Source organism: Streptomyces sp. M-16 (genome assembly GCF_052114405.1).
Classification (GTDB): domain Bacteria; phylum Actinomycetota; class Actinomycetes; order Streptomycetales; family Streptomycetaceae; genus Streptomyces.
The window spans coordinates 79634-94010 of record NZ_JBFRER010000003.1; the positions used below are offsets into that span (position 1 = coordinate 79634).

Consider the following 14377-nt stretch of genomic DNA (forward strand, 5'->3'; position numbering starts at 1 on the left):
TATCACCCGACATTTGACCGAATCGACGTAGCCGTCCGGCCTCCCGTTCGGCTCATGATGAAAGACTCGTATGTCCAGGGAGGCGTAGTGATCGAACCTGGCAACAGCACCACGAGCACCAGTGACACCGGCCACACCGGCCGTACCGGCGCCCCGGGCTCCGCCGGCAGCAGCACGCACGTCGCGAGCGGTGTCACCACCCCCCTCACCGTGGGGGTCGAGGAGGAGTTCCTGCTCGTCGACGCCCACACCCTGCGGGTGGTCCCCGCGGCCCCGCTCGTCCTCACCACCGCCGCCGGACTCCCCCAGCAGGTGCACGCCGAGGGGACCCGGTACCAGGTGGAGCTCGCCACCCCGGTCGCCGAATCGGCGGCCGCCCTGCGCGCGGACCTCGCCGGCCTGCGGCGCACCCTCGCCGAGGCGGCCCGCGCGCACGGCTGCCGACTGCTGGCCGCCCCCTCACCCGTGATGGCCGTGGAGGGGCCACTGCACCTGACCGACGACGAGCCGCGCCAGCGCGAGCAGCACCGCCGGTTCGGCGCCCTGACCGACACCCTGGTCAGCTGCGGCCGCCACATCCACATCGGCACCCTCGACGTGGACACGGCGGTGGCCGTGTCCAACCGGGTCAGACCATGGCTGCCCACGCTGATCGCGCTGGCCGCCAACTCCCCCTTCTGGGGCGGCCGCGACACCGGCCACTCCAGCTGGCGGGCGATGGCCTGGTCGGGCTGGCCCTCCGCGGGCCCGCCCCCGCACTTCACGTCCACGGCCCACTTCCGGCGCTCGGTGCAGACCCTGCTCGGCTCGGGGGCGGCCCTGGACACGAAGATGGTCTATTGGGACCTCCGGCCGTCCGGGAACTGGCCCACGCTCGAAATCCGGGCGCCCGACATGTCCCCGGACATCGACACGGCCGTCCTCCAGGCCGAGCTGGGCCGCGCCCTGGTGGCGACGGCCCTGCGCGAGCTCGCGGAGCAGCGGCCCGATCCGCCCGTACGGGACGACGTACTGCGTCTCGCGCGCTGGCGGGCGGCGCACGACGGGCTGGAGGGCTTCGGCCTGGACCCGTACACGGGCGCCGAGCTCCCCGCGGCCGATCTCGCGGAGGCCCTGCTCGACCTGGTCGCCCCGGAACTGGCCGCGGCCGGTGACCTCGACCACGCGGCGAAGACCCTCGGCGGTCTGCTCCGCGACGGCTCGGGCGCGGCCCGCCAGCGCGCGGCGTACGCGCGCCGGCACGACCTGAGGGACGTACTGCGCCACCTGGTGGAGGAGACGGAGAACTTCTAGACCCAGGGCTCGGGGTGACGCGGCCGCGGGTGCGCAGGACGGGCACCTGCGGCCGCGTCGCGTACGGGCGCGGGCCGGGGGCGACGGCCGCACCGGGGGCGGCCGAAGGCGGTTCGGCGGCGACCCGGTGCGACCCCGGACGGGGCCTCTCTCAGAGCCAGCCCCGCTGGGCGGCCCGGAGACCGGCTTCGAAACGGCTCGTCGCGTCGAGGCGTTCCATCAGCCCCGACATCTGGCGGCGCACGGTGCGCAGGGAGACCCCGAGGCGCTTGCCGGCGGCCTCGTCGGTCATCCCGGAGGCCAGCAGCTTCAGCAGTTCCCGCTCGGCCGCGGTGATCCCGTCCTCCCCGGCCTGCTCACGTGCGGCGCCGAGGGGGACGGCCGTCCCCCAGGTCTGCTCGAAGAGGGTGACGAGCGAGGCGACGATGCCGGGGGCCGTGGTGCACAGCGCGCCGAGCCTGGAGTTCTCAGGGTCGATGGGGACCACGGCGGTGGCCCGGTCGAAGATCACCAGACGGGGCGGCAGGACCGGGCTGGTGCGCACCTGGCCACCCCGCTCGGTGGTCCACTGCGCGTAGGCGAGGGTGGCCGGATCATTGCGGGCGCTGTCCTGGTAGACCACCCGCATGGCGACCTTCCGGTCGAGCGCGTCCTCGTCCAGGGGCCGCGACGCGTCCAGGCTCGCCTGGGACTGCGCGCCGCCCGGCATGATCGCGAGGCACTCCCGGACGAGTCCCTTGGCGAGCACTTCCAGCCGGGACTGGATGGCGTCGAGCCCGACGAGCCGCTCGGCGCCGTCGGTCTCCGTGTTCGGCCGCAGGGTCGCGAACTCCGCGACGGCGCGGGCCGCGGCCGCCTTGCTGAGCGCCAGCTCCTGCTGGCGGCGGATCAGGTCTTCCTCCTGGCGGCGCAGGATCTGCTCCAGCCCCGCCTCGGGGCTGACGGCCCGCAGCCCGCCGGAGTTCTCCCGGGACGGGGTGAGCAGATCGAGGTCGACGAGCCGGTCGAGCCCGTCGCGCACCTGCTCCTCCGTCAGCCCGAGCCGGGCGCCGAGTTCGGCCACTCCCCCGGTCGGATCCGCGAGCATTTCGCGGTAGACGCGCTCCACGTGCGAGTCCAGTCCCAGCGCTTCGAGCATGCTTCAGCCCCCCGGCACGAATCCCCTGCCGACGGGCTGAGGCCCGCCGGTGTCATGATCCTAAAGGTGGCTTGATCAGAACGGCGGACGGCACCAAGGTGACAGGGCACTTTGGTGCCACCCGCTTCCCCTTCTGCACTCCCCCGACGGCCAGCAGGATGGTGTTCACCGGGACGGCGGGGCACGGAGCCCCACCCCAGGCCAGGGCCGAAAGGCCGGACCGGAGCAGCGCGCCCCGTCTCGTCCGCTCGTGTTTCCAGGGGGATTCCATGTCTCGCACCGCTCGCCTGATCGCTGCCGCCGGCCTCACCACCGCGTTCTCCTTCACCGCCCTCGCGGTCGCCGCCACCGCCGCCCCCCAGGTGATCGGCTGGGACTCGGTCCGCGCCGCCGCTCCGGCCGTCATCGGCTGGGACTCGGCGCCCGCCGACAAGGCGGTCATCGGCTGGGACTCGGCGCCCGCCGACAAGGCGGTCATCGGCTGGGACTCGGCGCCCGCCGACAAGGCGGTCATCGGCTGGGACTCGGTCCGCGCCGCGGGCCCGGCGGCCCCCCAGGTCATCGGCTGGGACTCGGCGCCCACGGACAAGGCCGTCATCGGCTGGGACTGACCCCTGCGGCCCCCGAGCCGCTCCCCACACGCGAAAGGCGGCCCCAAGGGGCCGCCTTATCGTTTCTGCATGCCGTGTGTGCAGAGGTGGGGCGGGTGGGACTCGAACCCACGGCCGACGGATTATGAGTCCGCTGCTCTAACCGGCTGAGCTACCGCCCCTTTACGGCGTGGCGCGTACATGTGTGCGCGCCGTCTGCCGCAGCATAGCCGCTCATACGATCTCCTGCTTCGGATGCCTCGCATGATCGGCTTCGCCTGCTCAGAGAGACCGCGCCGAGTGCTGCCCGGTTCCCCCTTCAGGGCAAAAAGAAAGAGGACCCACCCGGGGTCCTCTTCTCTCCTGCTCCCCCGACTGGACTCGAACCAGTAACCTGCCGGTTAACAGCCGGCTGCTCTGCCAATTGAGCTACAGGGGACCGCGCTCCCCCGACTGGACTCGAACCAGTAACCTGCCGGTTAACAGCCGGCTGCTCTGCCAATTGAGCTACAGGGGATTGCTGCGGTGCATCGAACAGCCCACCTCCGGCCTTGCCGGGGGGCGAGTGCCCGTTGCGAGTCATAGATTAGCGCAAGCAGGGGGGTGCTCCGCCAATCGGTATCGACGGCCGGCCGGGCACCACACGACGAAGGGTGACAGGCATGCGGTACAAGGTCACGTTCGTGGTCGGACTGGCCCTCGGGTACGTGCTCGGGACCCGGGCCGGACGGGAGCGGTACGAGCAGCTGAAGAAGTCGGCCCGGGGGTTCGTGCAGAACCCGGCGGTCCGCAACGCCGCCGAGACGGCCGGCCAGAGCGGGCGCGCCTTCGCGGGCAAGGCGTTCGCCGCGGTGAGCGACAAGGTGGGCGACGCCGTGCCGGACTCCCTCTCCGAGCGGGTCCGCGTCCTGCGCGGCCGGGGCGGCGCCGGTTCCGAGGACGAGTGGGGCACCAGCAACACCTGAGGGCCGTTCCGGACGCGTCGAGTCCGGCCCGGCGTGCGGCAGAATTCTCCGCATGGGGATAGTCGCCGGGCTGGACAGCTCTTCCACCTTCACTCGCATCGTGGTCTGTGACACCGACACGGGCGCCGTGCTGCGCCAGGGCTACGCGCCCCATCCGCAGCCCGCCGGTGAGACGGTCCCCCACGAGACCGACCCGCAGGCCTGGCTGCTCTCGCTCGGCGAAGCCGCCGGCGGCGGGCTGCTGGAGGGCGTCCAGGCCATCGGCGTCTCCGCGCAGCAGCACGGCGTCCTGCCGTTGGACTCTCAGGGCGCGCTCGTCCGGCCCGCCCTGGTCGGCAACGACAAGCGCGGCCAGGTCGCCGCCGCCGACCTGGTCGAGGCGCTGGGCGGCCGGCAGGCCTGGGTCTCGGCCGTCGGCTCCGTCCCGCACTCCGCCCAGCCGATCACGAAGCTCGCCTGGCTGGCCCGTACCGAGCCGGAGGCCGCACGCCGGGTGGCGGTGGTGATGTCCCCGCACGACTGGCTCGTCTGGCAGCTGCTCGGCCGCCCCGCCCGCCGCACCACCGACCGGGCCGGGGCGTCCGGGACCGGGTACTGGTCGGCGGCCACCGGTTCCTACCGTCCCGACCTGGTCGAGCTCGCGCTCGGGCACCAGGCGCTGCTGCCCGAGGTGCTCGGGCCCGCCGACGCCGCCGGGACGACCCCCGAGGGACTGCTGATATCGGCCGGGACCGGGGAGACCACGGCCGCCGTGCTCGGCCTGGGCCTGGGGCCCGGCGACGCGGTGGTCTCGCTGGGCGCGTCGGGTTCGGTGATGGCGGTCCACCACGAGGCGCTGTTGGAGCCGAGCGGGCTGATCACCTCCCTGGCCGACGCGGGTGGCATGCACCTGCCGGTGGTGAACACCTCGAACGCCGTACGGGCCCTGCGCGGCACCGCCGAAATGCTGGGCACCGACCTGGAGGGTCTCAGCGCGCTCGCGCTCAAGTCGACCCCGGGTGCACACGGACTCGTGCTCCTGCCGTACCTGGAGGGGGAGCGCACCCCCAACCTCCCGCACAGCGCGGGCACCCTGTCGGGGCTGCGCCGGGACTCGATGAAGCCCGAACACCTCGCACGGGCGGCCTTCGAGGGCATGCTCTGTGGGCTGGTGGACGCCCTCGACGTGCTGCGCCACCGGGGGGTGCCGATCCGGCGGGTGTTCCTGCTGGGCGCGGCGGCCGAGCTGCCCGCCGTACAGGCCGCGGCCCCGGGGCTGTTCGGCACGCAGGTCGTCGTCCCCGCGCCCGCGGACTACGCCGCGCTCGGCGCCGCACGTCAGGCGGCCTGGGCGCTCGGGGTGCGGCAGGGCACGCTGGCCCCGCACACCCCGCCGGTCTGGCCGGCCGCGGCGGCGCAGGTCTTCGAGCCGGGCGAGGAGTTCCCGGCCTGGCAGGCGGTGCGCCAGCAGTACGCGACGACGCGCGAGCAGCTCCACCCGGGCGCCTTCCAGGGCTAGGCCGCACCGCCGGCCCCGCGCCGGGGCCCTTCCCCGGACCCGGCGCGGCGTAGGTCGCGGGGCGCGCGGTGGCCTACTCCTTTTGACCGGGCTTTGCGAAAACGGGTGGGGATCACCCCTTCGGTTGGCACAAGATGGACCGAACCCCCCTCGATCATGCCGACCGGAGCCTGCGCGTGCTCATACGACTTTTGCGGACCCACCTCGGTCCGTACCGGAAACCGATCACCGTACTGGTGCTGCTGCAACTGCTGCAGACCAGCGCGAGCCTCTACCTGCCCACCCTCAACGCGGACATCATCGACAACGGTGTCGTCGACGGCGACACCGGTTACATCCTGCGCTTCGGCGCGCTGATGCTCGGCGTCTCCCTCGTCCAGCTCGTGTGCAACGTCGGCGCCGTCTACTACGGCGCCCGCACCGCGGCCGCACTCGGCCGGGACGTCCGCGCCGCCGTCTTCGACCGGGTGCAGAGCTTCTCCGCCCGCGAACTGGGCCAGTTCGGCGCGCCCTCGCTGATCACCCGGACGACGAACGACGTCCAGCAGGTCCAGATGCTGACGCTGATGACCTTCACCCTGATGGTCTCGGCGCCGATCATGTGCGTCGGCGGCATCGCCATGGCGCTCTCCCTCGACGTGAAGCTGTCGGGCGTGCTCCTCGCGGTGGTGCCCGTGCTCGGTCTCGCGGTCGGTGYGATCGTCTTCAGGACGCGGCCGCTGTTCCGCCAGATGCAGGACCGCCTCGACACCGTGAACCGGGTGCTGCGCGAGCAGATCACCGGCAACCGCGTGATCCGCGCGTTCGTCCGCGACGGCTACGAGGAGGAGCGGTTCCGCACCGCGAACTCCGACCTGACCGGCGTCTCGCTCGCCTCGGGCAAGCTGCTGGCGCTGATGTTCCCGACCGTCATCGTCGTCGTGAACATCTCCAGCGTGGCCGTCATCTGGTTCGGCGCGATGCGCGTGGACAGCAACGGCATGGAGATCGGCCAGCTGACGGCCTTCCTGGCCTACCTGATGCAGATCGTCATGTCCGTGATGATGGCCACCTTCATGTTCATGATGGTGCCGCGCGCCGAGGTCTGCGCCGAGCGGATCCAGGAGGTCCTGGACACCGAGTCCAGCGTGGTCCCGCCGACCGAGCCGGTCCGCAAGCTCCTGCGGCGCGGGCAGCTGGAGCTGCGCGGCGCCGACTTCCGCTACCCGGGCGCCGAGGCGCCGGTGCTGCGCGGGGTGGACCTGGTGGCCCGCCCCGGCGAGATCACCGCGGTGATCGGCTCCACCGGCAGCGGCAAGTCCACGCTGCTCGGCCTGGTCCCCCGGCTCTTCGACGCGACCGGCGGCGACGTGCTGGTCGACGGGGAGGACGTGCGCCGGCTCGACCCGGAGCTGCTGGCCAGGACGGTCGGAATGGTCCCGCAGAAGCCGTACCTGTTCTCCGGAACGGTCGCCTCCAACCTCCGCTACGGGCGCCCGGACGCCAGCGACGAAGAGCTGTGGCACGCCCTGGAGGTGGCCCAGGCCAAGGAGTTCGTCTCCGAGCTGCAGGGCGGGCTCGACGCGCCCATCACCCAGGGCGGAACGAACGTCTCCGGCGGCCAGCGCCAGCGCCTGGCGATCGCCCGCACCCTGGTGCAGCAGCCCGAGATCTACCTCTTCGACGACTCCTTCTCCGCCCTGGACTACGCGACGGACGCGGCGCTCCGCTCGGCGCTCGCCCGCGAGACCGAGGAGGCGACGGTGGTCATCGTGGCGCAGCGGGTCTCCACGATCCGCGACGCCGACCGGATCATCGTCCTCGACGAGGGCGAGGTGGTCGGCGAGGGCCGCCACCACGAGCTGATGGCCGGCAATGAGACCTACCGGGAGATCGTGCTCTCCCAGCTGACGGAGGCGGAGGCCGCATGAGCGGGCCCGGAGGACGGATGATGATGGGCCCGGCCCAGAGGTCCATGGACTTCAAGGGGTCGGGCAAGCGGCTGCTGCGGCAGCTGGCGCAGGACCGGGCCAAGCTCTGGGGCATGGTCGCGGCCGTGTTCGCGAGCGTGGCCTGCGCGGTGGTCGGACCGAAGATCCTCGGCGAGGCCACCGACCTGGTGTTCGCCGGGATCGTCGGCCGGCAGATGCCGGCCGGCATATCCAAGGAGCAGGCCCTGGAGGGTCTGCGCGCCAAGGGTCAGGACGGGATGGCGGACATGCTGTCCGGCACCGACTTCACCCCGGGCGAGGGCATCGACTTCGGCGCCGTCGGGGTCGTGGCGATCTGGGCGCTGGTGGTGTTCACGCTGGCGGGGCTGCTCATGCTGGTCGCGACGCGGCTGTCGAACCACGTCATGAACGGCACCGTTTACCGGATGCGCGAGGAGCTCCAGGCGAAGCTGTCGCGGCTGCCGCTGTCGTACTTCGACCAGCAGCAGCGCGGCGAGGTACTCAGCCGGGCGACGAACGACATCGACAACGTCGGGCAGACCCTGCAGCAGACGATGGGTCAGCTGCTGAACTCGCTGCTGACGATCGTCGGCGTGCTGACGATGATGTTCTGGATCTCGCCGCTGCTGGCGCTGGTCGCGCTGCTGACCGTACCGGTCTCGATCTTCGTCGCGGCGAAGATCGGCAAGAAGTCGCAGCCGCAGTTCGTGGCGCAGTGGAAGAGCACCGGCGCGCTGAACGCCCACATCGAGGAGATGTACTCCGGCCACACCCTGGTGAAGGTCTTCGGGCGGCAGAGGGAGTCGGCGGCGGTCTTCGCCGAGCAGAACGAGGAGCTCTACCGGGCGTCCTTCAAGGCGCAGCTGGTCAGCGGCATCATGCAGCCGGTGATGTTCTTCATCTCGAACATCAACTACGTGCTGATCGCGGTCGTCGGCGGTCTGCGGGTGGCCTCGGGCACCCTGTCGATCGGTGACGTGCAGGCCTTCATCCAGTACTCGCGCCAGTTCTCGATGCCGCTGACGCAGGTGGCCTCGATGGCGAACCTGGTGCAGTCGGGCGTCGCGTCGGCGGAGCGGGTGTACGAGCTGCTGGACGCGGAGGAGCAGGAGCCGGACGCGGAGGTTCCGGAGCGTCCGGAGCAACTGCGCGGCCAGGTCACCCTCGACAAGGTGGCCTTCCGCTACGAGCCCGACAAGCCGCTCATCGAGAACCTCTCGCTGAGCGTGGATCCGGGCCAGACGGTCGCGATCGTCGGGCCGACGGGCGCCGGCAAGACCACGCTGGTCAACCTGTTGATGCGGTTCTACGAGGTCACGGGCGGGGAGATCGCCCTCGACGGGGTGGACATCGCGAAGATGACCCGCGAGGAGCTGCGTTCCGGGATCGGCATGGTGCTCCAGGACACCTGGCTGTTCGGCGGCACGATCGCGGAGAACATCGCCTACGGCGCCTCGCGCGAGGTCACCCGCGCGGAGATCGAGGAGGCCGCGCGGGCGGCGCACGCCGACCGCTTCGTCCGCACCCTGCCGGACGGCTACGACACGGTGCTGGACGACGAGGGCGCGGGAGTCAGCGCGGGCGAGAAGCAGCTGATCACGATCGCGCGGGCGTTCCTGTCGGACCCGGTGATCCTGGTGCTCGACGAGGCGACGAGCTCGGTGGACACCCGTACCGAGGTGCTGATCCAGAAGGCGATGGCGCGCCTGGCGCGCGGCCGTACGTCCTTCGTGATCGCGCACCGGCTGTCCACGATCCGCGACGCGGACGTGATCCTGGTGATGGAGAACGGCTCGATCGTGGAGCAGGGCACGCACGAGGAGCTGCTCGCCTCGGACGGCGCGTACGCGCGCCTGTACGCGGCGCAGTTCGCGCAAGCGGTCGTCGAGGTCGACTAGCCGGAGCCGTCCGGGACGGGCCGGGCTCGTCCCGGACGGGGCGGGTTCGGCCGGGGCCGCGGCAGGAGCGGCACGAAGGGGGCGTCCCGTGGGGCGCCCCCTTCCGCGCGTCCGGGCGGGCCGGTCAGTCCAGGTAGCCGCGCAGTTGGTCGGCGAAGGCGTGGTCGCGCAGTTTGTTGAGGGTCTTGGACTCGATCTGGCGGATCCGCTCGCGGGTCACGCCGAAGATCCGGCCGATCTCCTCCAGGGTGCGCGGCCGCCCGTCGGCGAGCCCGTAGCGGAGCTGGACCACCTTGCGCTCGCGCTCCCCGAGGGTCGACAGCACGGCTTCCAGGTGCTCGCGCAGCAGGAAGAACGCGGCGGACTCCACGGGGGAGGCGGCGTCGCCGTCCTCGATGAGGTCGCCGAGGGCCACGTCGTCCTCCTCGCCGACCGGCGCGTGCAGGGAGACCGGCTCCTGCGCGAGGCGGAGCACCTCCAGCACCCGCTCGGGGGTCAGCTCCAGGTGGACGGCGACCTCTTCGGCGGTGGGTTCGTAGCCGCGCTCCTGGAGCATGCGGCGCTGGACCCGCACGACGCGGTTGATCAGCTCCACGACGTGGACGGGCACGCGGATGGTGCGGGCCTGGTCGGCGAGGGCCCGTGACATCGCCTGCCGGATCCACCAGGTCGCGTAGGTGGAGAACTTGTAACCGCGGGCGTAGTCGAACTTCTCGACGGCCCGGATCAGTCCGAGGTTGCCCTCCTGGACCAGGTCGAGCATGGTGAGGCCGCGTCCGACGTAGCGCTTGGCGACGGAGACGACCAGGCGCAGGTTCGATTCGATCAGCCGGCGCTTGGCCATCCGGCCCATGACGACGAGCCTGTCGAGGTCCACGGCGAGCTGGGAGTCGAGGTCGGCGGCGCCGCCGAGCTTCTCCTCGGCGAAGAGGCCGGCCTCCACCCGCCGTGCGAGGTCGACCTCCTCCGCGGCGGTGAGCAGCGGGATCCTGCCGATCTCGCGCAGGTACTGCCGGAAGAGGTCCGCGGAGGGGCCGGCCCCGCCGCCCTCCGCGCCGCGGGCCCGCGGCGGGGGCGCGTGCTCGATCAGTTCCAGGACCTCGGGCCCCTCGTCGGCCGCTCCGTCCTCGGCCGCTCCGTCCTCGGCCGCCTCGGCCGCCGGATCCGCCGCTTCGTCCACGGCCTCGTCCACGGCCTCGTCCGCCCTTCGGGCCTCGGGAGCGGCGGTCCGGGCCGTGCCGGTCGCATCGGCGGTGTCGTCGACGGGCCGGCTCACGTTCACGGTCAGGGTCTGGGTCTGCACGGGGGCGACCTCCAGGGCTGGCGAGGACTCAAGCACCGCACCTCAGTGTGGGGTACGACACATCGCCGCCACGAGGGGCGTGCGAGCACTTTCTGAGTCCGGTGCGTGACCGGATGGTTACCCCCCGCCGGGAACCCCGATGCGGATCGGACGCATGTCCGAGATGATCGACATCATGTCTTCGTACGGAACCTACGAAACCCACGTGACGGTCCTGTGTCCGGACGCGGCGGAGCTGGCCCGGCTCGAATCATGGGCCGGGGCACGGGAGTTGAAGGTCACGCACATCACACCGGCCCGGGGCCGGGCGCGCTCCCGGTCGATGCTGACGCTGCCGGACCGCACGGGTCACGAGAGGCTGGTGCCGCAGCTGCGGGCGGCGGGCTTCGACCCGGTCCGGGTCAAGGTGGAGACGGTGCCCTGGAGCACGGAGCCGGCGGGCCCGGGCGGGGGCTACCACGAGCACCACCTGCGGCTGCTGCTGCCGCCCGGGTACGACCACGGAGCGCTGGAGGCGCTGGTGCTCCCGCACGGGGCCCGTCTGTCGTGGACGGCCTGCGGCGGCCGGCCGGGGTCCGGTGGCGCGGGCGCGGAGCCGGAGCGGTACGTGACCCAGCGGGTGCGCGGCAGCGCCTCGCGGGCGGCGGCGGCCTGCGACAGGCTGATCGCGGAACTGGTGGCGGCCGGCTACGAGATCCAGTGCGAGCTGCGCGAACTCGTGCTGTACGACAGCGACCTGTCGCCGGCCGGCCCGGCGGACGGGCAGGAGCCGGGCGACGAGGGGCGGGGTGGGGAAGGGCGGCCCGGGGAGGGGCGGGCCGGGGAGGGGCTTTAGGCCATCCAGAAGAAGACGGCCGTCATCCGCTTGTCCTCCAGGGTCGTGCCCCAGTAACCGGTCGCGCTGTGGATCAGGTTGGCGGAGTAGAGCAGGAGCCGGTTGTAGCGGTGCGGGACCCGGACGTCCTCGGTGAACGAGTCCTCGGGGACGAAGCGGGTGCCCAGGGCGTCGACCAGGTTGTTGTGCGGGGCGAGGACCTGGTTGCCGCCGAGGACGCCGCCGGGGAGGCTCTGGCGGTAGAAGCTGGTGCCGCAGTCCTTCGGGGTGCCGGGGCTGAGGTAGAGCACGGCGGCGTAGCGGCACAGGGTGCGGGAGTCGGTGTGCGGGCGGGGATCGCACTCGCCCTCGCCGACGACCTGGACGCAGTTGTGGTTGAAGGTGCCGGCGCCCTCCGGGTTCTCGGGCCAGATCCGCCGGGCGCCGGTCGCCTGTCGCACCAGCCTCTCCACGCGGGCCAGTTCGGGCGGCTCCAGGCCGGGCATGGCCCGCAGTCCCGGCCAGGGCTCGGGCTTGTGCGGGGCTCCCTGGACCCAGTCCTCCTTGGCCAGGCAGCGGGCCCGGACGGCGTCCACGTCGGGCAGCACGTCGTCCAGGATCCAGTAGTCGCGGCCGCGGGTCGGCTTGCGGTACGGAAGCACCGGGAGGGCGCGGGAGGCCGGAGGCTGCTGGGGGCGGAATACCATGGCGGGAACGGTAGTTCGGGGCTCTCGCCCCCGCGCCAAAGCGTCGGCCAAGACTGCGGCAAGAGATGGTCTCGCCACGGTCGGGCGGTGGGCGAGTGGGCTGGTGGACGGGTGGACGGGCTACGCCGGCTCGACGCGGACCGCGCACACCTTGAACTCCGGCATCCGGGAGACGGGGTCCAGGGCGGGGTTGGTGAGGGAGTTGGCGCGCCCCTCCCCCGGCCAGTGGAACGGCATGAACACCGTGTCGGCCCGGATGGTGTCGGTGACGCGGGCCGGGGCCACCGCCCGCCCCCGGCGGGAGGTCACCGCGAGCGGGGTGCCGTCGCTCACCCCGAGGCGGGCGGCCAGGCGCGGGTGGAGTTCCACGAAGGGGCCGGGCGCGGCGGCGTTGAGCTCGGGCACCCGGCGGGTCTGGGCGCCGGACTGGTACTGGGCGACGACCCGGCCGGTGGTGAGCAGCAGGGGGTAGTCGGCGTCGGGGGTCTCGGCGGCATCCCGGTGGGCGACGGGCACGAACCGGGCCCGGCCGTCGTCGGTGGCGAAGCGGTCCAGGAAGAGCCGGGGCTCTCCCGGCGAGCCCTCGGGGCAGGGCCAGAAGACGCCCTGTTCGGCTTCGACGCGGGCGTAGGAGATGCCGGAGTAGTCGGCCGGGCCGCCGGCGGAGGCACGGCGGAGCTCCTCGAAGACCTCCTCCGGGTCGGCGGGGAAGCCCTTCTCCACGCCGAGGCGGGCGGCGAGCCCGTGCAGCACCTCCAGGTCGCTGCGGACCCCGGGCGGCGGGGTGAGGGCGCGGCGGCGCAGCAGGACGCGGCCCTCCAGGCTCGTGGTGGTGCCGGTCTCCTCCGCCCACTGGGTGACGGGCAGGACCACRTCCGCGAGGGCGGCCGTCTCGGAGAGGACCACATCGGCGACGGCGAGGAAGTCCAGGGCGCGGACGCGTTCCTCCACGTGGACGGCGCGGGGTGCGGAGACGACCGGGTTGGAGCCCATCAGGAGCAGCGCCCGTACATCGGTGCCCAGGGCGTCGAGGAGTTCGTAGGCACTGCGTCCGGGGCCGGGCAGGGTCTCGGGGTCGACTCCCCAGACCCCCGCGACGTGCGCGCGGGCCGCCGGGTCGGTGAGTTTGCGGTACCCGGGGAGCTGGTCGGCCTTCTGGCCGTGCTCGCGGCCGCCCTGGCCGTTGCCCTGGCCGGTGAGGCAGCCGTAGCCGGACAGGGGGCGGCCGGCCCGGCCGGTGGCGAGGCAGAGGTTGATCCAGGCGCCGACGGTGTCGGTGCCCTTGGACTGCTGTTCCGGGCCGCGCGCGGTGAGGACCATGGCGGAGGGGGCGTCGCAGAACATCCCCACTGCCTCGCGGAGCCGGGGCACCGGTACCCCGGTGATCCGTTCCACCAGCTCCGGCCAGTGGGCCATGGCGGCGGCCCGCGCCTCCTCCCAGCCGGTGGTGCGCGCGGCGATGAACTCCTCGTCGGTGCGGCCCTCGGCGACCACCAGGTGCAGCAGCCCGAGGGCGAGGGCCAGGTCGGTACCGGGGCGCGGGGCCAGGTGCAGGTCGGCCTGCTCGGCGGTGCGCGTGCGGCGCGGGTCCACGACGATCAGGGCGCCGCCGTTCGCCTTGAGCTCGGTGAGGTAGCGCAGGGCGGGGGGCATGGTCTCGGCCAGGTTGGAGCCGACGAGGATCACGCAGCCGGTGCGCGGGACGTCCTCCAGCGGGAAGGGCAGGCCGCGGTCGAGCCCGAACGCCCGCTGGTGCGCGGCGGCGGCCGAGGACATGCAGAACCGGCCGTTGTAGTCGATCTGGGAGGTCCGCAGGGCGACGCGGGCGAACTTGCCGAGCGCGTACGCCTTCTCGTTCGTCAGCCCGCCGCCGCCGAAGACGCCGACCGCGTCGGGGCCGTGCGCGCGGGCCGTGCGGGCGAGGCCCGCGGCGACGGCGTCGAGGGCTTCCTCCCAGGTGGCCGGGACGAGCCGCCCGGCGTGGGTGCGGACGAGCGGTTCGGTCAGGCGCACCCGGGAGGAGAGCACGGCGGGGGCGGTGCGGCCCTTGCCGCACAGCGCGCCCCGGTTGACGGGGAAGTCGGCCCGCTCCTCGACCGTCACCGTGGTTCCGTCCGGGGTGGGACGCAGCAGCATCCCGCACTGGAGCGCGCAGTACGGGCAGTGCGTGGCGGTGGGGGCGGAGGCTTCCGGCGTGGACATGCGTCCAACCTGCGCCGGGGGTGTTTCACGGGTCGTGC

Annotated in this window: 11 protein-coding genes and 3 tRNA genes; 7 read left to right on the top strand and 7 right to left on the bottom strand. The window is 72.7% G+C overall.

Annotated features, from left to right (window positions below):
- Positions 1–87: 87 nt before the first annotated feature.
- Positions 88–1293 (top strand): glutamate--cysteine ligase, encoded by a 1206-nt coding sequence (locus AB4039_RS02305; RefSeq protein WP_266838880.1) that lies wholly within the window; start codon positions 88–90, stop codon positions 1291–1293.
- Positions 1294–1444: 151 nt separating this feature from the next.
- On the opposite strand, the gene AB4039_RS02310 is transcribed toward AB4039_RS02305, so the two are convergent.
- The gene (locus tag AB4039_RS02310) at positions 1445–2431 is read right to left on the bottom strand and encodes a helix-turn-helix domain-containing protein (RefSeq protein WP_266838881.1); all 987 of its coding nucleotides are present in this window, start codon (positions 2429–2431) and stop codon (positions 1445–1447) included.
- A gap of 269 nt (positions 2432–2700) precedes the next feature.
- Between AB4039_RS02310 and AB4039_RS02315 the strand changes: the two genes are divergently transcribed.
- Positions 2701–3042, top strand: coding sequence for a hypothetical protein (locus AB4039_RS02315; RefSeq protein ID WP_442269859.1), 342 nt, complete (start codon positions 2701–2703; stop codon positions 3040–3042).
- A gap of 87 nt (positions 3043–3129) precedes the next feature.
- Here AB4039_RS02315 and AB4039_RS02320 read toward each other — a convergent pair.
- From AB4039_RS02320 to AB4039_RS02330, 3 genes are all read right to left on the bottom strand, one after another.
- Positions 3130–3203: transfer RNA gene (locus AB4039_RS02320), tRNA-Ile, on the bottom strand.
- A gap of 184 nt (positions 3204–3387) precedes the next feature.
- A tRNA-Asn gene (locus AB4039_RS02325) sits at positions 3388–3460 on the bottom strand.
- A gap of 5 nt (positions 3461–3465) precedes the next feature.
- Positions 3466–3538 (bottom strand) — tRNA-Asn (locus AB4039_RS02330).
- A gap of 145 nt (positions 3539–3683) precedes the next feature.
- Here AB4039_RS02330 and AB4039_RS02335 point away from each other — a divergent pair.
- The 4 genes from AB4039_RS02335 to AB4039_RS02350 all read left to right on the top strand — a co-directional run bounded on the left by AB4039_RS02335 (position 3684) and on the right by AB4039_RS02350 (position 9313).
- Positions 3684–3986 (top strand): YtxH domain-containing protein, encoded by a 303-nt coding sequence (locus AB4039_RS02335; protein WP_266838883.1) that lies wholly within the window; start codon positions 3684–3686, stop codon positions 3984–3986.
- A gap of 52 nt (positions 3987–4038) precedes the next feature.
- Positions 4039–5484, top strand: a complete 1446-nt coding sequence (locus tag AB4039_RS02340) for an FGGY family carbohydrate kinase (RefSeq protein WP_266838884.1) — start codon at positions 4039–4041, stop codon at positions 5482–5484.
- A gap of 176 nt (positions 5485–5660) precedes the next feature.
- Positions 5661–7394 carry an ABC transporter ATP-binding protein gene (locus AB4039_RS02345; RefSeq protein WP_442269860.1) on the top strand — a complete coding sequence of 578 codons (1734 nt, stop codon included), beginning with the start codon at positions 5661–5663 and terminating at the stop codon, positions 7392–7394.
- Positions 7391–9313, top strand: a complete 1923-nt coding sequence (locus tag AB4039_RS02350; protein WP_266838886.1) for an ABC transporter ATP-binding protein — start codon at positions 7391–7393, stop codon at positions 9311–9313. The genes AB4039_RS02345 and AB4039_RS02350 overlap by 4 nt, the downstream gene beginning before the upstream one ends.
- 124 nt (positions 9314–9437) lie before the next feature.
- Here AB4039_RS02350 and AB4039_RS02355 read toward each other — a convergent pair whose 3' ends face one another.
- On the bottom strand, positions 9438–10505 hold the full coding sequence (locus AB4039_RS02355) for an RNA polymerase sigma factor (RefSeq protein ID WP_442269891.1): 1068 nt from the start codon (positions 10503–10505) through the stop codon (positions 9438–9440).
- 286 nt (positions 10506–10791) lie between these two features.
- Between AB4039_RS02355 and AB4039_RS02360 the strand changes: the two genes are divergently transcribed.
- The gene (locus AB4039_RS02360; RefSeq protein WP_442269861.1) at positions 10792–11451 is read left to right on the top strand and encodes a hypothetical protein; all 660 of its coding nucleotides are present in this window, start codon (positions 10792–10794) and stop codon (positions 11449–11451) included.
- On the opposite strand, the gene AB4039_RS02365 is transcribed toward AB4039_RS02360, so the two are convergent.
- A complete protein-coding gene (locus AB4039_RS02365) occupies positions 11448–12137 on the bottom strand; it encodes a DUF6445 family protein (protein WP_442269862.1) in 690 nt (229 codons plus the stop codon). The two genes, AB4039_RS02360 and AB4039_RS02365, sit on opposite strands and share 4 nt — an antisense overlap.
- A gap of 120 nt (positions 12138–12257) precedes the next feature.
- Positions 12258–14339 (bottom strand): molybdopterin oxidoreductase family protein, encoded by a 2082-nt coding sequence (locus AB4039_RS02370; RefSeq protein WP_442269863.1) that lies wholly within the window; start codon positions 14337–14339, stop codon positions 12258–12260.
- Between the last annotated feature and the right edge of the window lie 38 nt (positions 14340–14377).

Coding starts and splice junctions, on each gene's coding strand:
- AB4039_RS02315 (WP_442269859.1), top strand. CDS start 2,701: ATGTCTCGCACCGCTCGCCTGATCGCTGCCGCCGGCCTCACCACCGCG.
- AB4039_RS02360 (WP_442269861.1), top strand. CDS start 10,792: ATGTCTTCGTACGGAACCTACGAAACCCACGTGACGGTCCTGTGTCCG.
- AB4039_RS02350 (WP_266838886.1), top strand. CDS start 7,391: ATGAGCGGGCCCGGAGGACGGATGATGATGGGCCCGGCCCAGAGGTCC.
- AB4039_RS02310 (WP_266838881.1), bottom strand. CDS start 2,431: ATGCTCGAAGCGCTGGGACTGGACTCGCACGTGGAGCGCGTCTACCGC.
- AB4039_RS02365 (WP_442269862.1), bottom strand. CDS start 12,137: ATGGTATTCCGCCCCCAGCAGCCTCCGGCCTCCCGCGCCCTCCCGGTG.
- AB4039_RS02335 (WP_266838883.1), top strand. CDS start 3,684: ATGCGGTACAAGGTCACGTTCGTGGTCGGACTGGCCCTCGGGTACGTG.
- AB4039_RS02340 (WP_266838884.1), top strand. CDS start 4,039: ATGGGGATAGTCGCCGGGCTGGACAGCTCTTCCACCTTCACTCGCATC.